General features: G+C 70.0%; 19 protein-coding genes. 13 read left to right on the top strand and 6 right to left on the bottom strand.

The features are described from left to right. Window positions 1-17: 17 nt before the first annotated feature. The gene (locus tag ACCO44_RS16925) at window positions 18-752 is read right to left on the bottom strand and encodes a phosphotransferase (protein ID WP_372467508.1); all 735 of its coding nucleotides are present in this window, start codon (window positions 750-752) and stop codon (window positions 18-20) included. 216 nt (window positions 753-968) lie between these two features. Between ACCO44_RS16925 and ACCO44_RS16920 the strand changes: the two genes are divergently transcribed. Then, window positions 969-1,727 (top strand): SDR family NAD(P)-dependent oxidoreductase, encoded by a 759-nt coding sequence (locus tag ACCO44_RS16920; protein WP_029261217.1) that lies wholly within the window; start codon window positions 969-971, stop codon window positions 1,725-1,727. Between the two features lie 44 nt (window positions 1,728-1,771). Beyond that, window positions 1,772-2,602 carry an NAD(P)-dependent oxidoreductase gene (locus ACCO44_RS16915; protein WP_029261216.1) on the top strand — a complete coding sequence of 277 codons (831 nt, stop codon included), beginning with the start codon at window positions 1,772-1,774 and terminating at the stop codon, window positions 2,600-2,602. Window positions 2,603-2,620: 18 nt separating this feature from the next. On the opposite strand, the gene ACCO44_RS16910 is transcribed toward ACCO44_RS16915, so the two are convergent. From ACCO44_RS16910 to ACCO44_RS16890, 5 genes are all read right to left on the bottom strand, one after another. Further along, window positions 2,621-3,370 (bottom strand): sulfite exporter TauE/SafE family protein, encoded by a 750-nt coding sequence (locus tag ACCO44_RS16910; protein ID WP_105711231.1) that lies wholly within the window; start codon window positions 3,368-3,370, stop codon window positions 2,621-2,623. Beyond that, complete coding sequence (locus ACCO44_RS16905) at window positions 3,367-4,062, bottom strand: ankyrin repeat domain-containing protein (RefSeq protein WP_372467507.1); 696 nt, start codon at window positions 4,060-4,062, stop codon at window positions 3,367-3,369. The genes ACCO44_RS16910 and ACCO44_RS16905 overlap by 4 nt, the downstream gene beginning before the upstream one ends. A gap of 41 nt (window positions 4,063-4,103) precedes the next feature. Beyond that, window positions 4,104-4,742 (bottom strand): bifunctional 4-hydroxy-2-oxoglutarate aldolase/2-dehydro-3-deoxy-phosphogluconate aldolase, encoded by a 639-nt coding sequence (locus ACCO44_RS16900; RefSeq protein WP_372467506.1) that lies wholly within the window; start codon window positions 4,740-4,742, stop codon window positions 4,104-4,106. An 83-nt stretch (window positions 4,743-4,825) separates the two neighbouring features. Continuing rightward, window positions 4,826-5,383, bottom strand: a complete 558-nt coding sequence (locus ACCO44_RS16895) for a ribosomal protein L7/L12 (RefSeq protein ID WP_372467504.1) — start codon at window positions 5,381-5,383, stop codon at window positions 4,826-4,828. Between the two features lie 47 nt (window positions 5,384-5,430). Beyond that, window positions 5,431-6,192 carry a GntR family transcriptional regulator gene (locus tag ACCO44_RS16890; protein WP_029261211.1) on the bottom strand — a complete coding sequence of 254 codons (762 nt, stop codon included), beginning with the start codon at window positions 6,190-6,192 and terminating at the stop codon, window positions 5,431-5,433. A 171-nt stretch (window positions 6,193-6,363) separates the two neighbouring features. Here ACCO44_RS16890 and ACCO44_RS16885 point away from each other — a divergent pair, with 171 nt between their 5' ends. The 11 genes from ACCO44_RS16885 (at window position 6,364) to ACCO44_RS16835 (ending at window position 19,465) form a co-directional block, all read left to right on the top strand. Then, window positions 6,364-7,065 carry an MgtC/SapB family protein gene (locus ACCO44_RS16885; RefSeq protein WP_051662376.1) on the top strand — a complete coding sequence of 234 codons (702 nt, stop codon included), beginning with the start codon at window positions 6,364-6,366 and terminating at the stop codon, window positions 7,063-7,065. Window positions 7,066-7,137: 72 nt separating this feature from the next. Next, window positions 7,138-8,046, top strand: a complete 909-nt coding sequence (locus tag ACCO44_RS16880; protein ID WP_372467502.1) for a sugar phosphate isomerase/epimerase family protein — start codon at window positions 7,138-7,140, stop codon at window positions 8,044-8,046. Beyond that, on the top strand, window positions 8,043-9,206 hold the full coding sequence (locus ACCO44_RS16875) for a Gfo/Idh/MocA family protein (protein ID WP_372467501.1): 1,164 nt from the start codon (window positions 8,043-8,045) through the stop codon (window positions 9,204-9,206). Before ACCO44_RS16880 ends, ACCO44_RS16875 begins: the two co-directional genes overlap by 4 nt. Window positions 9,207-9,268: 62 nt before the next feature. Continuing rightward, window positions 9,269-10,678, top strand: a complete 1,410-nt coding sequence (locus tag ACCO44_RS16870) for an extracellular solute-binding protein (protein WP_105711235.1) — start codon at window positions 9,269-9,271, stop codon at window positions 10,676-10,678. Between the two features lie 2 nt (window positions 10,679-10,680). Beyond that, a complete protein-coding gene (locus tag ACCO44_RS16865) occupies window positions 10,681-11,628 on the top strand; it encodes a carbohydrate ABC transporter permease (RefSeq protein WP_091031549.1) in 948 nt (315 codons plus the stop codon). Then, window positions 11,625-12,479, top strand: coding sequence for a carbohydrate ABC transporter permease (locus ACCO44_RS16860; protein ID WP_197021025.1), 855 nt, complete (start codon window positions 11,625-11,627; stop codon window positions 12,477-12,479). Before ACCO44_RS16865 ends, ACCO44_RS16860 begins: the two co-directional genes overlap by 4 nt. Next, window positions 12,479-13,552 carry an ABC transporter ATP-binding protein gene (locus ACCO44_RS16855; RefSeq protein ID WP_372467499.1) on the top strand — a complete coding sequence of 358 codons (1,074 nt, stop codon included), beginning with the start codon at window positions 12,479-12,481 and terminating at the stop codon, window positions 13,550-13,552. Before ACCO44_RS16860 ends, ACCO44_RS16855 begins: the two co-directional genes overlap by 1 nt. Then, complete coding sequence (locus ACCO44_RS16850) at window positions 13,552-14,808, top strand: CehA/McbA family metallohydrolase (RefSeq protein WP_372467498.1); 1,257 nt, start codon at window positions 13,552-13,554, stop codon at window positions 14,806-14,808. Before ACCO44_RS16855 ends, ACCO44_RS16850 begins: the two co-directional genes overlap by 1 nt. A 49-nt stretch (window positions 14,809-14,857) precedes the next feature. After that, on the top strand, window positions 14,858-17,545 hold the full coding sequence (locus ACCO44_RS16845) for a hypothetical protein (RefSeq protein ID WP_372467497.1): 2,688 nt from the start codon (window positions 14,858-14,860) through the stop codon (window positions 17,543-17,545). A 62-nt stretch (window positions 17,546-17,607) separates the two neighbouring features. Further along, a complete protein-coding gene (iolC, locus tag ACCO44_RS16840) occupies window positions 17,608-18,564 on the top strand; it encodes a 5-dehydro-2-deoxygluconokinase (protein ID WP_372467496.1) in 957 nt (318 codons plus the stop codon). 1 nt (window position 18,565) lies between these two features. Next, a complete protein-coding gene (locus tag ACCO44_RS16835; RefSeq protein WP_091031531.1) occupies window positions 18,566-19,465 on the top strand; it encodes a hypothetical protein in 900 nt (299 codons plus the stop codon). The last annotated feature ends 9 nt before the right edge of the window (window positions 19,466-19,474 follow it).

Genomic DNA, 19,474 nt, shown 5'->3' with positions numbered 1-19,474 from the left:
GCGGTGTCAGCGCGGGGTCAGGCGGCGTTCCAGAGCTCGCGGTAGTAGGCGAGGCGCTCGCGGTCGGGCTCGACTCCGTAGGCCTCGATGAGCGCGTCCTCCCAGCCGGGGCCGTAGTTCCACTCGGTGCTCATGGCGGCGACGGCGATGTCGGCCCAGCGGTCGGCCACACCGAGCAGCGCCAGGTCGACGTGCGCGAGCCAGCGGCCGTCGTCGCCGACCAGTGTGTTCGGGCAGCAGGCGTCGCCGTGGCTGACGACGAGGAGGTCGATCTCGGGCGCGGTCCGGAGGTGGTCCGGCACGACGATCCCGCGCCGTTCGGCGTTCTCGATGCGCGATGACACGCTCCAGTCCCAGGGGCAGTCCGCGACGGGAAGGGCGTCGTGCATGGCGCGGAGTGCCTCGCCGACGGCACGAACGGCGACCGCGGGTTCGGCGACCCACCGCGGGTCCACGGCGCTCAGCCCGTCGAGCGCGGCCGTGACCATCCACTCGTGCGTCTCGTCGCCGCCGCTCTCGAGCACGGTCGGCACCGTGATCCACTGCGACGCCCACTGCATCCGCTCCGCCTCGTCGCTCAGGGTGAACTCGAGGTTCCGCGGCCCCCATTTGATGAAGAACGGATCGCCCTGGCCGGTGGCACGGAACGTCAGCCCGCCGTAGTCGTTCCGCCACACGCACTCGAGGTCGGCGCCGCGGGCGAGGAGCCGGACGCGATCGGGCACGACGACGTCGTCGGTGGGGATGGTCATGCTCCCATCCTGCCGCAGGCTTCGGACGGGGGACCGATATCTGCGGGAGGCTTCGGACGACGGGACCGTTCTTCGTGGAGGCGGTGTCGTAGGCTCGCTCTGAACGCGCTTCCTGCGGGCGGGCGCCACCCGTTTCGTGGTGGAACCAGGAACCACGTAGGCTGAGACCGCGTTCCAGCGAAGCGTGTCGCAACGACGTTCGAAGGAGAACCTCAGATGCAGATCAGCGGTCAGGGTGCACTCATCACCGGAGGGGCCTCGGGCCTCGGGCTCGCCACCGCGCGCCGGCTCGTCGCCGCGGGAGCTCACGTCACGATCATCGACCTCCCCTCGTCGAAGGGGGCGGAGATCGCGGACGAGCTCGGCGGACTCTTCGTCGCGGCCGACGTCACGAACGCCGACGAGGTGCAGGCAGCCGTGGCCGCCGCGCAGTCCGCCGCTCCGCTGCGCGTGGTCGTGAACTGCGCCGGCATCGCGCCGCCCGCCAAGGTGCTCGACCGTGAGGGCAATCCCGCGGTGCTCGCCGACTTCGAGCGCGTGATCCGCATCAACCTCGTCGGCACGTTCAACGTCATCTCCCAGGCGTCGGCCGTGATGGCCCGGAACGAGCTGCACGACGAGGAGCGCGGCGTCATCGTCAACACCGCGAGCGTCGCGGCTTTCGATGGTCAGATCGGCCAGCCCGCCTACTCCGCGTCCAAGGGTGGGGTGCACGCGATGACCCTCCCCGTGGCACGCGAACTCGCCCGCCACGGCATCCGCGTGTGCACGATCGCCCCCGGCATCATGGAGACCCCGATGCTGATGGGCCTCCCGCAGGCAGCTCAGGACTCCCTCGGCCAGCAGGTCCCCTTCCCGTCGCGCCTCGGTCGCCCCGACGAGTACGCCGCCCTCGTGCAGCAGATCGTCGAGAACGGGTACCTCAACGGCGAGACCATCCGTCTCGACGGCGCCATCCGCATGGCCCCGAGATGACCGACACCCCCTCTTCCCGTCGCGATCAGAACCCAGGAGAAACCATGTCCCTTGCCGGAAAGACCATCCTGATGTCGGGCGGCAGCCGCGGAATCGGCCTCGCGATCGCGCTGCGGGCGGCCGCCGACGGGGCGAACATCGCCATGCTCGCGAAGACCGACACCCCGCATCCGAAGCTCGAAGGCACCATCCACACCGCCGCCGAGCAGATCCGGGCAGCCGGCGGCAACGCACTCCCGATCGTCGGCGACGTGCGCGACGACGACGACATCACCGAAGCGGTCATGAAGACGCAGGGCGAGTTCGGCGGCATCGACATCGTCATCAACAACGCCAGCGTCATCGACCTCTCCCGCTCGCTCGACCTGGGTGCCAAGAAGTACGACCTGATGCAGGACGTCAACGTGCGCGGCACCTTCATGCTGTCCCGCGCGGCCGTGCCGATCCTGAAGGATGCCGAGAATCCCCACATCCTCTCCCTCTCGCCGCCCCTGAATCCGAGCCCGAAGTGGCTCGGCGCGCACACGGGATACACCTTGGCGAAGTTCGGCATGACGCTGGCGACGCTCGGTCTCGCGGCGGAGTTCGCGCGCGACGGGATCGCCGCCAACACGCTGTGGCCCCGCACCACGATCGCGACCGCGGCGGTGCAGAACCTGCTCGGCGGCGACAAGGTCATGGCCGCGAGCCGCACCCCCGAGATCTATGCCGATGCCGCGTACGCCGTGCTGCTCAAGCCCGCGGCGTCGTACACCGGGCAGTCGCTCATCGTGGAAGACGTGCTCGAGGCCGACGGCGTGACCGACTTCTCTGGCTACGCCGCGATCCCCGGCACACCCGACAGCGCGCTGTTCCCGGACATCTTCCTCGACTGAGGGTGGGCGCCCGAGCGCTCAGATCAGCAGGTACACCGCGCCGAGGACCGTCAGCACGATCACGATGCGGTCGAACACGCGCTGGTTCATGCGCCGCGCGACCCGCAGGCCGAGCAGGGCGCCGATCACCACGAGCGGGGCGAGCACGGCATCCATCAGCAGCACCGGCGCGTGGAAGAGCCCGAGGCCGGCGAGGAACGGCACCTTGATCACGTTGATGATGGCGAAGAACCACGCCGAGGTGCCGAGGAACACCTGCACGGGCGTGCGGGTGGCCAGGAAGTACATCGACATGACCGGTCCGCCCGCGTTGGCGACCATGGTCGTGAAACCACCGAGCGTGCCGTAGGCGCCCGCGAGCACGATGCCGCCCGACGGCGGGGCCGCCGCGTCGGCCTTGCTCTGCCGCCACCGGCGCCAGAGGGTCACGGCGATCATCAGGAGCAGGATCACGCCGATGGCCCGGCGGACCACCCCGTCACCGGCGAGTGCGAGGAACGCGAACCCGACGAGGAGCCCCGCGATCACCGCGGGGGCGAGGCGCAGCAGCGTCGGCCAGTGGGCGTGCCGGCGGTAGGCGAAGAGCGCGAACAGGTCGCCCACCATGAGCAGCAGCAGGGTCGCGGCCGTCGAGGTGCGGGCGGGCAGCACCGCGGCGAACAGGGCGATGGCCAGGATGCTGCCGCCGGGCAGCGCGGTCTTCGAGATGCCGATCGTGACCGCGGCCACGGCGAGGGCGGCCCAGGCCCACGGGTCGAGGGCGATCACCGTTCGAGCTCGGCGACGATCGCGTCGTAGCCGCGGCTCCTCGCGAGGTCGACCGGCAGCACACCGTCGCCGTCGGGGATGCCGATGTCCGCCCCGCCGTCGAGGAGCGCGCGCACGACCTCGAAGTAGCGGGAGGAGCCGTCGCCGAGCACGATCGCCTCGTGCAGCGCCGTCCAGTTCAGGTTGTTGACGTGGTTCGGGTCGACACCCGCCTCGAGCAGGATCTCGACCGTCGACAGCAGTCCGCGTTCGGAGGCCGGGATCAGGGCGGTGCCCCCGAAGCGGTTCGTGCTCGTCAGGTCGGCGCCGCTCTCGAGCGTCAGACGCAGGATCTCGTCGTGCCCGCGGGCGCCGGCGTACAGGTAGGCGGAGTCCTGGATGTCGTCCTTCGCGTTCACGTCGGCACCGGCCTCGATGAGCACTCGTGCCGCGTCGACCTGATTTCCCTTGGTCGCCGCGACCAGGGCGGTCATGCCGCCGTCGCCCCGCGCCTCGATCGCCGCTCCCGCATCGAGGGCCGCGCGCACGGCATCCGCGTCTCCGCTGGCGGCGGCGACGAGCAGGTCCTGAGTGGCGTCGGACATGGAGACCTCCGGTGTCGGTGCGGGCGGGGCGGGGTTCGCGGTGCAGGCCGTCGCGGTCAGCAGGACGGCGACGAGTGCACTGAGGACGAGGATCGGTCGCGCACGCATGCGTCTGGTATACCAAACGAGGCTGAACGCCGCCGGGTCGATCAGCCGCGAGCGGCGGCGAGCGCTGCCGTGAACCGGGCGGCGCGCTGCTCGATGTCCGCCCAGTCGGATGCCGCGATCGATGCGCCGTTGGCCAGGTCGCCGCCGGCGCCGACCGCGACGGCACCCGCCGCGAACCAGGCTGCGAGGTTGTCGGGGCTCACGCCGCCGGTCGGCATGAGCGGGGCGTCGGGGAACGGTCCGCGCAGCGCGCCGAGGTACGACGGACCGCCCAGCGACGCCGGGAAGATCTTCACCACGTCGACGCCGAGTTCGAGTGCGCTCATGACCTCGGTGGGCGTCATGGCCCCGGTCATCACGACGCGATCGGTGTCGAGCATCGTGCGGGTCAGGTGGGGGAGCGTGCCGGGGCTGACGAGGAACTCCGCCCCCGCATCCGCGGCCGCCGCTGCCTGCGCGGCGGTCGTCACGGTTCCGGCGCCGATGTACGCGGCGTCACCGTGGCGGGTGATGAGCTCGCGGATCACGGCGGGCGCGTCGGGCGTCGAGAAGGTCACCTCGATACCGGTGACCCCACCGCGGATGATCGCCTCGGAGGCCTCCAGGGCCAGCTCGGGGGACGAAGCGCGGAGCACGGCGAGGATGCCGGTGCTGCGGGCGCGGTCGAGACGGTCTGTCATGAGGCTCCTTGGGGTGGGGGACCCTCCCATTCTCCCTCGCCGGGGAGTCCGCTTCCGCGCGGGGAGGTACCGGTCCGTCGCGCTCAGCTGCGGTGCGGAACCCAGGCGTCGATCAGGAGCTTCGACTCCTTGAGGCCGAGGCCCGTCTGCTCCCGGAGCAGCTTGATCGCGCCGATCCGGGAATCGCGGGCGATGAGCGCATCGATCTCGGATGCCACGGATGCCGGCAGCGAGGCGCGCACGGTCGACGGCGTCAGCGCGCTCGGGGTGATGGCGGAGTGCACGGCGGTGGCGTTCGACACGGCGGCGAGGTGGGGAGCGGTCGTGCTGGCCGACCGGTGCTCCACGCGATCCTTCGCCTCTTTCAGGCCCACGCCGGTGTGGTCGCGGTAGAGCTTGATGGCGTGGATCTTGTGCCCCGCTCCGACGAGCCGGTCGATCTCGGCGACGACGTCGGGCGTGAGTCCGGAGGTGGGTGCCGATGCCGAGGAGGCGGGCGCGGAGCGCGGCGTCGCGGCCGTCGGTGTGAAGACCTGCGGCTCCGGCAGCTTCGGCCGCATTCCGCGCAGCGCGACGGCCAGGATCGCGACGACGACGATCAGGCCGACGATGATCCCGATGATCCACAGCGCGTCATCCATGGGGTCAGTCTACGGAGGCGACATCCGCTGCCCCAGGGGCTTGCGGACTACTTGGCGACGAGCGTGGTCTCGAAGCGGTAGAGGTCGGGCCGGTAGCAGTGGTGTCCGAACTCGATCGCCGCGCCGGACTGGTCGAACGAGATGCGCTCCATCGTCAGCAGCGGCCCGCCGGCTTCGATCTCCAGCAGCTCGGGCTCGTCCGCCTCCGCCCGCCGCGCTCCGATCTTCTGCTTGGCGACGCGGATGGCGACGCCGCGCGCACGCAGCACCTGGTAGAGACCGCGCGATTCGAGCTGCTCCGACGAGATGTTCGCGAACTCGCCCGGCAGGTAGTTCTCCAGCACGGCGACGGGGACGCCGTCGGTGCTGCGTCGTCGGCGCAGGTGCAGCACCTCGGTGCCGGGGGCGAGTGCCAATGCGGCCGCGACCTCGTCGGATGCCGCGATGACCTCGTGGGTGAGCACCTGCGTCCCCGGTTCGTGATGGGCGCTCTGCAGGTCTTCGAACAGGCTGGTGAGCTCGACCTGGCGCGTGACGGATCCCTGCACGACCTGGGTGCCGATGCCGCGGCGTCGCACGAGCAGACCCTTGTCGACGAGTTCCTGGATGGCGCGTCGGATGGTGGGTCGCGACAGGCCGAGCTGCTCGGCGATCGAGACCTCGTTCTCGAGGCGGGCGCCGGCGGGGATGGCGCCGGATTGGATCGCGCTCTGGAGGCGCGTCGACACCTGGAAGTAGAGCGGGACGGGTCCCGTGCGGTCGATGTCGGCGAACAGATCGTTTGGCCACGGAGTGACGAGATCGGCCATGGTGCTCCGCTTTCTGTGAGGGAGTCATATTGTAGCGACAATCATACGATCGCCTATGTCGCCTCTTTTTCGGCGGATCCGGGCGGTGAGGCGCGCGGAGACATCGGTTCCGTGGGTGACCTGGCCCGTGAAATGCATAAAGTGCTATTGTTCGGACATGGTGGAGTTCTCGTGAGCATAGTGGGGGATCCGCACCTGCTCGTGGAGCTCGGACTCCTCGCCCTGGCGTTCGTCCTCTCGCTCGCCGTCGGGGTCGAGAGGTCGCGCAAGCTCAAGAGCGCGGGCCTGCGGACGCATGTGCTGGTGGGGATCGGCTCGGCGATCTTCACGCTGATCTCGGCGTACGGATTCGAGGGAGTGCTCGGCCCGGACGTGGCCGTCGATCCCTCTCGCATCGCGGCGCAGGTGGTCTCCGGCATCGGCTTCCTCGGCGCCGGCGTCATCTTCGTGCGCAACAACGCCGTCTCCGGGCTGACCTCCGCCGCGACCATCTGGGTCGTGGCGGCGATCGGCATGGCGTGCGGGGCCAACATGCCGCTGCTGGCGATCGCCGGCACGGGGCTGCACCTGCTGACGGTCGGACCCCTGTCCCGCGTACGCGACCGCGTGCGCCCCGAGCCGGAGCGGCTGCGGGTCACGCTGCAGTACGAGTCCGAGCGCGGCGCCATCCGCGAGGTGCTCGCCGCCGCCGAGCGCCGCGGTCTTCCCGCCACCCTCCTCGGTGCCGCGCGGATCCACGGGGACTCCGACATGCGCGCGACGCTCGAGTTCGCGGAGGCTTCGCCCGAGATGCGATCGGAGCTGATCGACGCGATCGCGCGACTCGATGGGGTGCGATCCGTCGTCGTCCAGGGCTTCTCGGACGACGATTGATGCATATGTAATTACCTGCTAACATTTTCACCGGGCCTCGGGTCCGACCGTTCAATGGAGAAAGGAAATCGAGTGATCCGTATCGCGAATGCGCCGGTGAGCTACGGAGTCTTCGAGCTGGCTCGGCCGGATCTCGTCGCTCTCCCCGAAGGGGAGGAGCTCGCGCGCTGGATCAGCGAAGCCGGCTACCAGGGCATCGACCTCGGCCCGGTCGGCCTCCTCGGTCGCGGGGCGGATCTCACGGATCGCCTGCAGAGGTACGGCCTCGAGCTCGCCGGCGGATGGATCGATCTGCCCTTCGCAGGCACCGGTGACGAATTCGAGCGCGCGCTCGCCGGCCTCGACGGCATCCTCGACGTCCTCGTCGCCGCCGCCGAGACCGGCCCCGTCCTCGCCCCGCTCCCGACCCTCGCCGACTCCGGCAGTGCCGAGCGCAAGGCGCGCCCCGGTGGTGCTCCCAAGCTCACGCTCCGCGGCGACGACTGGGCCCGGTTCGCCGATCGCGTGAACATCACGACCGCCCGGGTGCGCGACCGCGGGCTCGAGCCCACGTTCCACCACCACGCCTGCACCTACGTGGAGACACCGGAAGAAGTCGACGCCCTGCTCGAGACGACCGATGTCGGACTCACCTTCGACTCCGGTCACCTCCTCATCGGCGGAGGCGACCCGCTGCCCGACTACCGTCGCTGGCGCGACCGCATCAACCACCTGCACCTGAAAGACGCACGCACGCAGATCCTGCGTGAGGCGCTGCAGACCGACGACCCGATGCGGTCGGTGTGGGAGAAGCGCGTCTTCGTGCCCCTGGGCGAAGGCGACCTGGCCGTCACCGAGCTCGTCGACGAGATCATCGACAGCGGATACGACGGGTGGCTGATCGTCGAGCAGGACGTGGTTCCCCGCTCCGCCACCGAGGTCGAGCAGGCCAAGGCCGAGCAGATCGCCAACCGCGACGCCCTCCGGAAGTGGTTCGCATGAGCGTCACGCGCGTCGCCGTCATCGGACTGGGAGCGATCAGCCAGAGCGTCCACCTGCCGCTGCTGCGCCGGAACGCCGAGAGCTTCGAGATCGCCGCCCTCGTCGACCTCTCCGCCGAGCGCACCGCCGACATGGCCGCCCGCTACGGGGTCGCCGACGACCGTCGGTTCTCGTCCGTCGACGCCCTGATCGCCGCGAAGGACGAGGGCGCGCTCGTGATCGACGCCGCCATCCTCGCCACCACGGGCTCTCACGCCGGCGACACGCTGCGCCTGGTGCGAGCCGACATCCGGGTGCTCGCCGAGAAGCCCCTCGCCTACTCGCTCGCCGAGCTCGACGCGCTCGCCGCCCACGCCGCCGAGACGGGTATCGATCTGCGCGACTGGGTGCGCGTTGGCTACATGAAGGAGTACGACCTCGCATCGCTCCGAGCGAAGGAGCTCCTCGCCGACGTCGACCTGCGCGCGGTGAGCGTGCAGGTGATGCACCCGCTGGACGGTTCCCAGCTCGCGTACGCCCGCCTCGCGGCACCCACCGGCGACGTCTCCCGTGACACCCTCGCGTCGCTGATCGACGCCACGTCGGCGATCGTCGACTCGGCCGTCGGCTCCGACCTCCCCGTCGACCTGCGCGCGCTCTACACGAACGTCGTGCTCGGCTCGATCGTCCACGACGTCGGACTGCTGCGCATGCTCGTCGGGGGTCTGGGCGACGTGGACTTCGCGCAGCACTGGGGGCGGAAGATGCCCGGGTCGGTCCACCTGCGCGGTGCGCTCGCCCGTGACGAGACACCGTGGACGCTCGACTGGCACTACATCGACGCCTACCCCGACTACCAGGAGACCGTCACCTTCCACCACGAGACCGGCTCGATCGAGCTCGTCTTCGGGGTGCCGTATGTGACCAACCTCCCCACGATCCTCCGTGTGACCGAGAACCACCCGGAGCTGGGCATCCGCGTGAGCGAATCGCGCTGGATGCAGCAAGAGGCTTTCGAGAACGAGCTGTTCGCGCTGGCGGCACTGGTCCGCGGCGAGCGCCCCGACGGGGCGAGCGTCGAGGAGTCGATCGCCGATGTGCGCGTCGGGCAGCGGATGATCCGCGCGCTCGCGCTCTCGAAGGGCTTCGCACTCGACCCGAGCGCCGAAGCCGCGCAGTAGTCACCCCCACCCGAGACCGAGCGGCATCCGCTCGGCGATCAGCGACACAGAAAGGTCCAGAAATGGTCACGAATGGAAAGCGCCGCCTTCTTGCGGCGTTCGCCCTCACCACTGTCGGTGCGGTCGTCCTCGCCGGCTGCTCCGGAGGATCAGAGCCGGAGGCCGAGGAGGAATCCGGACCGGTCACCCTCACCCTCACGACCAACTCCATCACCGGCGGCAAGAACGCCGCCGAGGCGGATTGGATCGCCGACTGGGTCATCCCCGAGTTCGAGAAGGCCATGAAGGCGGAGGACAAGGACGTCACCGTCGAGTTCCAGCCCCAGGGCGTCGACGACGAGGACTACAAGACCAAGATCGCCCTCGACCTGCAGTCGGGCAAGGGCGCCGACATCATCGGCATGGACGGCATCTGGGTCGGCGAGTTCGCCGAGGCCGGGTACATCAAGCCGCTCGCCGACGTCGGCGGAGACGCGGTCGACGACTGGGACGGCTGGGCGCAGATCCCGGATGCCGTGCAGAACGCCCTCTCGTTCGACGGCGACCGCTACGGGGTGCCGCAGGGCGCCGACGGCCGCGTGCTCTACTACAACAAGGATCTCTTCGCGCAGGCGGGGCTCGACGAGGACTGGGCTCCCGAGAGCTGGGACGACATCCTCGACGCGTCGCGCGACCTCAAGAAGCTCGACGGCGTCACCCCGATCCAGCTCAACGCCGGCACGGCGATGGGCGAGGCGACCACCATGCAGGGGCTGCTGCCCATGCTGGTCGGCACCGGCGAGCAGGTCTACGAGGACGGCAAGTGGATCGGCGCGACCGACGGCATGGAGAAGGCGCTCGACCTCTACGAGACCATCTACGTCGACGAGGGCCTCGGCGACCCGGTCCTCCAGCAGGAGGCCTCGGGACGCGACACCTCGTTCCAGCTCTTCGCCGAGGGCAAGATCGGCATCCTGCTCGAGGGCGACTACTTCTGGCGCTCCGTGATCAACCCCGAGGAGGGTGTGGGAACCGCCCCCATGGTCGACCGGGACAGCGCCGTCGGCTACGCCAAGATCCCGGCGGTCGAGCCCGGCGAGGGCATCGACGGTCAGGACTTCGTCTCGATGTCCGGCGGAACCGGTCGTGTGCTCAACCCCAACTCGAAGCACGCCGAACTCGCGTGGGAGCTGCTCGCCTTCATGAACTCTCCCGAGGCGTATGAGGCGCGTGCCGCCGGCACCCTGGCGATCTCGCCCCGCAACGACGTGAACGAGAAGCTGCTCTCCTCCGACCCGATGCTCACCTTCGTCAGCGAAGAGGTGCTGCCGATCACGGCCTACCGTCCGGGACTCGCGGCCTACCCGCAGGTGTCGGTGCTGCTGCAGCAGGCCACGCTCGACGTCGCCACCGGAACCTCGGTCGACGATGCACTGAAGACCTACGTCCGTGGTCTCGAAGGCGTCGTGGGTCCGGACGCGATCTCCGAGTGACCATGACGCAAGCAACGATGCCGGCGGGGAGCGTCACCACTCCCCGCCGGCGCCGCGCAGAGGATGTCGCGGGTCTCGGTCGGGCCAGGGCCACGCTCTTCGCGGCGCCCGGTCTGCTCCTGATCGGCCTGTTCCTCCTCTTCCCGGCGATCTGGACCGTCTACCTCGGCATGACCAACTACCGGTTGACCGGCTTCGCCGCCGCCAACCCGGAGTTCATCGGCCTGGACAACTTCTCCACGGCTCTCAACGATCCGCGCTTCTGGAACTCGCTGTGGCTCACGCTCGTCTTCGTGCTCGTCTCGGGCATCATCGGGCAGACGATCCTCGGCTTCGCGCTGGCCTGGATGTTGCGCAACGTGCGTGCGGGGGTGAAGACCTTCATCGAGACGCTCGTGCTCGCCGCCTGGGTCATCCCCGCCTCGGTCGCCTCGTTCCTCTGGCTCGCGCTCCTGGATCGGCGCACCGGCACCCTGAACTCCCTCCTCGGCACCGAGGGGGCGGCGTGGCTGATCGAGCACCCGATGGAGTGCATCATCATCTTCAACATCTGGGTCGGGACCGCGTTCTCGATGCAGCTGTTCTCCTCGGCGATCAGCGCCGTGCCGCCGTCGCAGCTTGAGAGCGCGCGCATGGTCGGTGCCAACACGTGGCAGCAGCTGCGCGACGTGATCCTGCCCAACATCAAGGGCCACCTGCTGACCAACACCCTGCTGATCACGCTGTGGACGTTCAACACCTTCACGCCCTACCTGCTCACCGCGGGCGGGCCGAACGGTCAGACCGACATCCTGTCGGTGTACATCTACCAGACCGCCATCCCCGGCGGGCAGCTGGGTCTCGGTGCAGCGATCTCGCTCATCATGCTCCTCATCAACCTCGTGATCGCGCTGATGTACACGCGCGTCTCGCGGGGTAAGAGCACCAAGAAGAAGAAGGTGACCTCATGATGACCACCATCAAGACGGTCGTGCGCGACCGCTCGGTGACCCACTTCGTCTCGCGGATCCTGTTCACGGTCGTGCTCGTCATCGTGTCGCTGTTCTTCGCGCTGCCGATGGTGTGGCTGATCCTGGCTCCGTTCGACGCGACCCCGTCGCTGACGGTGTCGTGGCCGGACTGGACGCTCGACAACTTCGCGCGGCTGGTCGAGAACCCGTACGCGATGAAGTCGATCCTCAACTCGCTGATCCTCGGCGTCGGCACCATGGCGCTCGTGATCGTCCTCGGCGCCCTGGCGTCGTATGCGATGAGCCGGATCAGCATCCCCGGCCGCGACGGCATCCTCTACGGTCTGCTGCTGCTCTCGTCGATCGTGACGGGGACGGCGGCCATGGTGCCGACGTTCCAGCTCATCAACCAGCTGCAGCTGATCAACACGCACGTCGGCGTCATCCTGGTGCTGGCGGGCGGGATCCTACCGACGGTGATCTTCATCCTCAAGGACTTCATGGACTCGATCCCGAAGTCGTACGAGGAGTCGGCGCGGCTGTACGGCGCCGGCCCGTTCCGCATCCTCAAGGACATCGTGGTGCCGATCGCCCGCCCGGGTCTCGCGTTCATCGCGATCTGGACGATCGTGCAGGTCTGGGGCAACTTCCTCGTTCCGTTCCTGCTGCTGCGCACGCCCGACATGCAGCCGGCCGCCGTGCTCATGTACACCTTCTACACCGAGAGCGGCCAGGCCGACCTCCGACTGATCTCGGCGTTCTCGCTGGTGTTCTCGGTGCCTGTCCTGCTCATCTACTTCTTTGTGAACCGTCGCTACGGTTTCCGCTTCCACGGAGGGATCAAGTCCTGATGGCCGCCATCATTGCAACCGAACTCGTCAAGGAGTACCCCGGCGGGGTGCGCGGCGTCGACAGTGTCGACGTCGAGATCGCGGACGGCGAGTTCTTCGCGCTCCTCGGCCCCTCCGGCTGCGGGAAGACCACGCTGCTGCGGTCGATCGCGGGGCTGGAGAGCATCACCTCCGGAAAGCTCACGATCGGCGAGAAAGACGTCACGAACGCGGAGCCGGGCGAGCGCGGCGTCGCGATGGTCTTCCAGGACTACGCGCTGTTCCCGCACATGGACGTGGGCGACAACATCGCCTACCCGCTGCGGATCCGCCGCGTGGGGAAGGCCGAGCGTCGCACCACGGCCGAGTCGGTCGCGAACGGGCTGTCGCTGAACGGACTCATCGAGCGCCGCCCCGGCCAGCTCTCCGGCGGCCAGCAGCAGCGCGTGGCGCTCGCCCGCGCCGTCGCGACCCGGCCAGACGTGCTGCTGCTCGACGAGCCGCTGTCGAACCTCGATGCCCGCCTGCGCCTCGAGGCGCGCACGTTCCTCAAGGAGCTGCAGCGCGACCTGGGCGTCACGACCGTGTTCGTGACCCACGACCAGGCCGAGGCGCTCGCGCTCGCCGACCGGATCGCGGTCATGAAGTCCGGCAAGCTGCAGCAGATCGGCTCGCCGCGCGAGATCTTCCACCGCCCGAACAACACCTTCGTCGCGGGGTTCATCGGCTCGGTGCCGATGAACCTGCTCGAGACCGCGGTCTCGGGCGGAACCGTGCGGATCGGTGAGTCCGACGTGGCCGTGCCCACCGAAGCCGCGGCCGCCCCGCACGACGGCCAGACCGTGATCTGGGGCATCCGTCCCGAGTACCTGCGCTGGTCGACCGAGCCCGTCGAGGGCGGTATCGCCGCCGAGGTCGTCGTGACCGAGACCCTCGGTGCGACGAGCCTGGTGCTCGTGAGTGCGGGGGAGCACAAGTTGCAGGTCGTCGTGCCCGAGGAGCAGGAGCCGGCGCCGGGCGACCGCGGCTGGATCGTCCCGCAGCTCCACCGTGTGCTGCTGTTCGACGCCGAGAGCACCGAGCGGATCGGCTGATGAGCCCCATCCGCACCACCCTGCACCTCACCCACGAGATCCAGAACGCCGACCGCTACGTGCGGGTGCCGTTCGACGTGCCCGCGGGCACCGACTCGCTCGAGGTGCGCATCTCCTACGACAGCGAGGCGGCGGTGATCGACCTCGGCTGCGAGGGCGCCGCAGGGTGGCGCGGATGGTCGGGCGGAGCGCGGACCGCGTACGTGATCCGCACCGACGACGCCACGCCCGGGTACCTGCCGGGGCGTCCCGAGGAGGGCGAGTGGAACGTGATCCTCGGCGTGCACCGGCTGAGCGCCGGCGGCGCCGACATCACGGTCGAGATCTCGCTCCCCGCGGAGTCGACGATCGATCACGGACCGGATGCGGCCCCCGTGACCGGGGTCACGCGGGGGAGTTCGAGAAACCTCCCGGCGCCCGCCGGCCTGCGCTGGTTCGCCGGGGACTTCCACGCCCACACCCTCCACTCCGACGGCCGCGAGAGCATCTCGGGGCTCGCCGCACTGGGCGCGAGGGTCGGGCTCGACTTCCTCGCCGTCACCGACCACAACACCACCAGCCACCACGCGCACCTCCCGGCTGTCGGGATGCAGCACTCCATCACGCTGCTCCCCGGGCAGGAGGTGACCACGCACCGCGGTCACGCGAACGCCTTCGGAGACATCGGCTGGATCGACTTCCGCCGCCCCGCGCAGGAGTGGGTCGACGAGGTCGAGCGCCGCGGCGGTGTGCTCAGCGTGAACCACCCGATCTCGGGCGACTGCTCGTGGCTGCATCCGCTGGAGCGCGCCCCGCGGGCGATCGAGCTGTGGCACTCGACCTGGTATCGGGAGCTCATCGCGACCTCGCCGCTCGCCTTCCACGAGAGGTGGGACAAGGATGCCGTGCTCCTCGGCGGCGCCGACTTCCACATGCAGAGCCAGGGCGTCGGCCCGGGCACCCCGACGACCTGGGTCGCGGCGGAGGACGCCTCGCCCGAGGCGATCCTCGCCGGAGTCGCCGCCGGGCGCACCGCCATCATGGGCGGGGTGACCGTGCGCGACGGGCTCACCGCACCGGACCTCTTCACCGCCCCCGTGCTCCTGCGCATCGAGGACGAACTGCTCGCCATCGATGCCGACGGTCTGATCCTCGTCGACGGCGCCGGCGAGCGCCGCTCGGTGCGCGGCGATCGCGTCGCGTTCCCGGCCGCGCGCTCCGCCGGCCCCCACTACCTGCTGCACCCCGACCGCAGCATCGCCGCCCTGTGCGCCTGACCGGCCGCACGCCCCACACCTTCCCCCAGAGAATCAGGAGTCCCCGCCCGTGACCAGTGAGATCGTCGTCGTCCCCCACACCCACTGGGACCGCGAGTGGTACGAGCCGCACGATGTGTTCCGTCTGCGCCTGGTGCACATGCTCGACCGGCTGATCGGCATCCTCGAGGCGGAGCCGGAGTACCGGTTCACGCTCGACGGGCAGGCCGCGGCGATCGAGGACTACCTCGAGATGCGCCCGGACATGCGCGACCGGGTCGTGGCACTGGTCGAGCGGGAGCAGCTCAGCGTCGGCCCGTTCCTCATCCTCCTCGACGAGTTCGGCTGCGACGGCGAGACGATCATCCGCAACCTCGAGCTCGGCCGCGCCGCGAGCGCCCGCCTCGGACGCACGATGCCCGTCGGCTACCTCCCCGACATGTTCGGCCACGCGGCCCAGATGCCGCAGATCCTGTCCGGCTTCGGCATCCGTCACAGCGCCCTCTGGCGCGGCGTCCCCGCCGACATCGCCGAGCACGCCTTCTCCTGGGTCGCCCCCAATGGAGACGCCGTGCGGTGCGAGTACCTCTTCGACGGCTACGGCAACGGACTCGACATGTTCGCCCTGCCGGGGCAGCTGCCCGAACTCGCCCCCGACTACGCCGCCCGCACCGCATCCTGGTACGGTGACGACCCGGTACTCGCGATGCTGGGCACCGACCACTCGGCGCCGCCCGAGGATCTCGCCGAGGTCATCCGCGACTACGACGCGGGCGGGCGCGAACCGCACCTCTCGATCGCGACGCTCGACGGTCACCTCGCCCGCTACGCGACGGACGCCGCCACCCTCGCCGCCCTCCCGCAGGTGCACGGTGAGATGCGCTCGCACGCCCGCGGCAACCTCCTCCCCGGCGTCTTCTCCATCCGCACGAACCTCAAGCGCGAGATGGCCCGCTCCGAGCAGGCGCTCACCGCCGCCGAGCGCCTCGACCTGATGTACGGCACCCGCGACCACCGCTCGTTCTTCGACACGGCCTGGTACCGCATCGTGGAGAGCACCGCGCACGACTCCGTGACCGGATGCGGCGTCGATGCGACGGCCGAGCAGGTGGGCACGCGCATCCACACCGCCGGCCACATCGCCCGCGGCGTGATCGACACCGTGCTCCGCGACGTCTCGGCTGCCGTCTCGCCCGCGCAGCACCTGGTGTTCAACCCCTCGGGCTTCGCGCGGCGCGCGCAGGTCGAGGTCACGCTGCACGGGGTCGACGCGGGCTCCCTCTCCGCGGGCGTGCAGCTGCTCGACCCGCTGACCACCGTCCTCGGCGACGAGCGGATGCGCACGGCCGACCTGCCGAAGATCCTCCGCCGCATCCACGGCCGCGAGCTCTTCGGCCAGCAGATCAACGGCTACGAGTGGGGTGAGCGGTCGCTGCGCTTCCAGGTCGCCGAGAGCCCGCAGGGCGTGTGGGACCTGGCGACCTTCACCGTGGAGCTCGAGGGGCGCGTCGCCGCGGATGCCGCGGGCGACGATGTCTGGCACGTCGAGACCATCGCCGACCCTCGGCACCGGGCGCTCCTGGCCGTCGACGTCGACGGGCTCGCGCTCGCCGCGGTCGGCGAGACCACGGCGCCGTCATCGGCCGACGCGGTCACCGTGACGTCCGGATCGCTCTCGAACGGGGCGCTGACCGCGACCGTGAACGCCGACGGCACCGTCCGCATCGACGGCGCGGACGGCTCGTCGATCGACGGCGCGCTCGCTCTCGTCGACGACGGCGACTGCGGCGACTCGTACAACTACGGTCCGGCCGATGCGGCATCCGCCGTCTCGGCGCCCTCGTCGGTCGAGGTGACCGTGCTCGAGGAGGGGCCGCTGCGCGGTCGCATCCGCATCCGCCGGGTCTACGACCTGCCGGAGCGCCTGGACGCGGACCGGCGGCGCTCGACCGCGACGGTGCCGCTGGTGACCGAGACCACGATCGAGCTGCGCGAGGGCGAGGGCTTCCTGCGCGTCGGCATCGACTACGTGAACACCGCCTCCGATCACCGGCTCCGGGTGCTGGTGCCCGTCGACGGCGCCGGGCTCGACTCCTCCCGTAGCGCCGGGCAGTACGGCACGACCGTGCGCGGACGCGAGGCCGAGGGCGGCTGGGGCGAGTTCCCGCTGCCGACCTATCCGGCGTACCGCTTCGCCGCGGCGGGCTCGACCGCGGTGCTGGTGCAGAAGCTGTCGGAGTACGAGCTGGTGTCGACGGCCGACGCGCCGGATGCTCTCGCGGTCACGCTGTCGCGCTCGGTCGGGATGATGAGCGTGAACGTGCATCCGCTGCGCGACGAGCCGGCCGGATCCGAGATCCCCGTGCCGGGCGCCCAGTACCTCGGGGTCGCCGTGCACACCGATCTGGCGATCCTGGTCGGCGCCGACGACGCGACCGCGGTGCGCGCCGCCGATCTCTTCCGGCACGACCCGCTCGTGGTCCGCGGTTCGGGTGAGGCCGACGGCCCGCTGCCCGAGGCGGCGTTCCCCGTGCGGCTGTCGGGTGATGTGGTGCTGGAGTCGGCGCGACGCGTCGGCACCGAGGCCGAGCTCCGGTTCGTGAACTACCTGACCGAGGAGCGTGAGCTGGCGTTCACGTCACCCGGCGACTGGGCGCGGGTCGACCTGGCCGGTGAGGTGCAGGACGGCGCCTTCGACGCGGCGGCTGCTCGTGCCGTCGGCGGCGGGATGCTCAGCATCCGCCGGGCGATCGACTGATCTCGGCAAGTGAGCAACTAAGTGCTAATGTTAAGACAAATGATCGAGGGAGAGGGGGAGCGATGACCGAGAACACATCGGTCCCGGAGATCCTGGCCATCGGGCGCCTGGGTGTCGACCTGTATCCGCTGCAGGACGGCGTCGGCCTCGGCGAGGTCACCAGTTTCGGCAAGTACCTCGGCGGCAGCGCTGCGAACGTCTCGGTCGCCGCCGCACGGTACGGCCATGACGCCGCACTGCTCTCCCGTGTCGGTGACGACCCCTTCGGGCGGTACCTGCGCACAGAGCTCGAGCGCCTCGGGGTGCACAGCCGGTACGTCGCGACCGACCCGACGTACAAGACCCCGATCACGTTCTGCGAGATCTTCCCGCCGGACGACTTCCCGCTGTACTTCTATCGCGAACCGACCGCCCCCGACCTGCAGATCCGGCCGGGCGACGTCGACGAGGCCGCGGTGCGGCAGGCTGCGCTCGTCTGGTTCACCGCGACCGGCCTGAGCGAGGAGCCGAGCCGGCAGACGCACCTCGATCTCCTCCGGGCGCGCGGGCGCCGCGCGCACACCGTGTTCGATCTGGACTACCGCCCCATGTTCTGGGAGACGCCCGACGAGGCCCGCGTGCAGATCCAGCGGGCGCTGGAGTTCGCCACGGTCGCCGTGGGAAACCGCGAGGAGTGCGAGGTCGCGGTCGGCGAGACCGACCCGCAGCGTGCGGCGGATGCGCTTCTCGAGCGCGGCGTCGAGCTGGCGATCGTGAAGCAGGGACCCCGCGGCGTGCTCGCCAAGACGCGGTCGAGGCAGGTCGAGATCCCCGCGACCGCGGTCGAGGTCGTGAACGGACTTGGTGCCGGCGACGCGTTCGGCGGTGCGCTCTGCCATGGACTGCTCGCCGAGTGGGAGCTGGAGAAGACCCTGACCTATGCGAATGCGGCGGGCGGCATCGTCGCCGGACGCCGGGAATGCTCGACGGCGATGCCGACCGAGCGCGAGGTCGCCGAGGTCGTGAACGGAGATGCGTGAGATGACAGCCCTGACCGAAGAGGACTTCCACCGGCTCCGGACGGTGCGCGCGGAGTCGCCGCACACGATCCGCGAGACGTTGGCCGGACGTCGCCGCCGCGACATCATCCGCGGGGATGGACGGCTGTTCATCATCGCCGCCGACCACCCGGCGCGCGGTGCGCTCGCGGTCGGCGGGTCGCCGTTCGCCATGGCCGACCGCTATGAGCTGCTCGATCGGCTCGCGATCGCCCTGCGGCATCCGGGAGTGGACGGTGTGCTCGGCACCCCCGACATCATCGACGACCTGGCGATGCTGGGCCTGCTCGACGACAAGATCGTCGTCGGGTCGATGAACCGCGGCGGGCTCCGCGGAGCGACCTTCGAGATGGACGACCGCTACACCGGGTACGACGTGCCCGCGATGGTGGACTCCGGCATCGACTTCGCCAAGGCTCTGCTGCGGGTGAACCTCGACGACGACGGGACGGCGCCCACGCTGGCCTCGACGGCCGACGCGGTGACCGCGGCCGCACGGGCCGACCTGCCGATCATGCTCGAGCCGTTCCTCAGCCGCCGGGTCGACGGCCGGGTCGTCAACGACCTGAGCCCGGATGCCGTGATGCTGTCGATCGCGATCGCCAGCGGTCTGGGTGCGAGCAGCGCCAGCACGTGGCTGAAGCTGCCGGTCGTCGACGACATGGAACGCGTGCTCGCGGCGACGACGCTACCCGTGCTGCTGCTCGGCGGCGACGCGGGCGCCGACCCCGACGACACGTTCTCGTCCTGGGAGGACGCCCTCTCGCTCCCCGGCGTGCGCGGCCTGACCGTCGGTCGCACTCTCCTCTATTCGTCGGACATCGACGTGGCATCCGCCATCGACGTCGCGGCCTCCCTCGTCCACCCCGGGCTGACCGCCTGATCGCCCTCT

The sequence above is a fragment of the Microbacterium maritypicum genome, assembly GCF_041529975.1.
Classification (GTDB): Bacteria; Actinomycetota; Actinomycetes; order Actinomycetales; family Microbacteriaceae; genus Microbacterium.
This window is presented reverse-complemented; position numbering and strand designations above follow the sequence as displayed.

Coding starts and splice junctions, on each gene's coding strand:
- ACCO44_RS16925 (WP_372467508.1), bottom strand. CDS start 752: ATGACCATCCCCACCGACGACGTCGTCGTGCCCGATCGCGTCCGGCTC.
- ACCO44_RS16920 (WP_029261217.1), top strand. CDS start 969: ATGCAGATCAGCGGTCAGGGTGCACTCATCACCGGAGGGGCCTCGGGC.
- ACCO44_RS16915 (WP_029261216.1), top strand. CDS start 1,772: ATGTCCCTTGCCGGAAAGACCATCCTGATGTCGGGCGGCAGCCGCGGA.
- ACCO44_RS16905 (WP_372467507.1), bottom strand. CDS start 4,062: ATGCGTGCGCGACCGATCCTCGTCCTCAGTGCACTCGTCGCCGTCCTG.
- ACCO44_RS16900 (WP_372467506.1), bottom strand. CDS start 4,742: ATGACAGACCGTCTCGACCGCGCCCGCAGCACCGGCATCCTCGCCGTG.
- ACCO44_RS16895 (WP_372467504.1), bottom strand. CDS start 5,383: ATGGATGACGCGCTGTGGATCATCGGGATCATCGTCGGCCTGATCGTC.
- ACCO44_RS16890 (WP_029261211.1), bottom strand. CDS start 6,192: ATGGCCGATCTCGTCACTCCGTGGCCAAACGATCTGTTCGCCGACATC.
- ACCO44_RS16875 (WP_372467501.1), top strand. CDS start 8,043: ATGAGCGTCACGCGCGTCGCCGTCATCGGACTGGGAGCGATCAGCCAG.
- ACCO44_RS16870 (WP_105711235.1), top strand. CDS start 9,269: ATGGTCACGAATGGAAAGCGCCGCCTTCTTGCGGCGTTCGCCCTCACC.
- ACCO44_RS16865 (WP_091031549.1), top strand. CDS start 10,681: ATGACGCAAGCAACGATGCCGGCGGGGAGCGTCACCACTCCCCGCCGG.
- ACCO44_RS16860 (WP_197021025.1), top strand. CDS start 11,625: ATGATGACCACCATCAAGACGGTCGTGCGCGACCGCTCGGTGACCCAC.
- ACCO44_RS16855 (WP_372467499.1), top strand. CDS start 12,479: ATGGCCGCCATCATTGCAACCGAACTCGTCAAGGAGTACCCCGGCGGG.
- ACCO44_RS16850 (WP_372467498.1), top strand. CDS start 13,552: ATGAGCCCCATCCGCACCACCCTGCACCTCACCCACGAGATCCAGAAC.
- iolC (WP_372467496.1), top strand. CDS start 17,608: ATGACCGAGAACACATCGGTCCCGGAGATCCTGGCCATCGGGCGCCTG.
- ACCO44_RS16835 (WP_091031531.1), top strand. CDS start 18,566: ATGACAGCCCTGACCGAAGAGGACTTCCACCGGCTCCGGACGGTGCGC.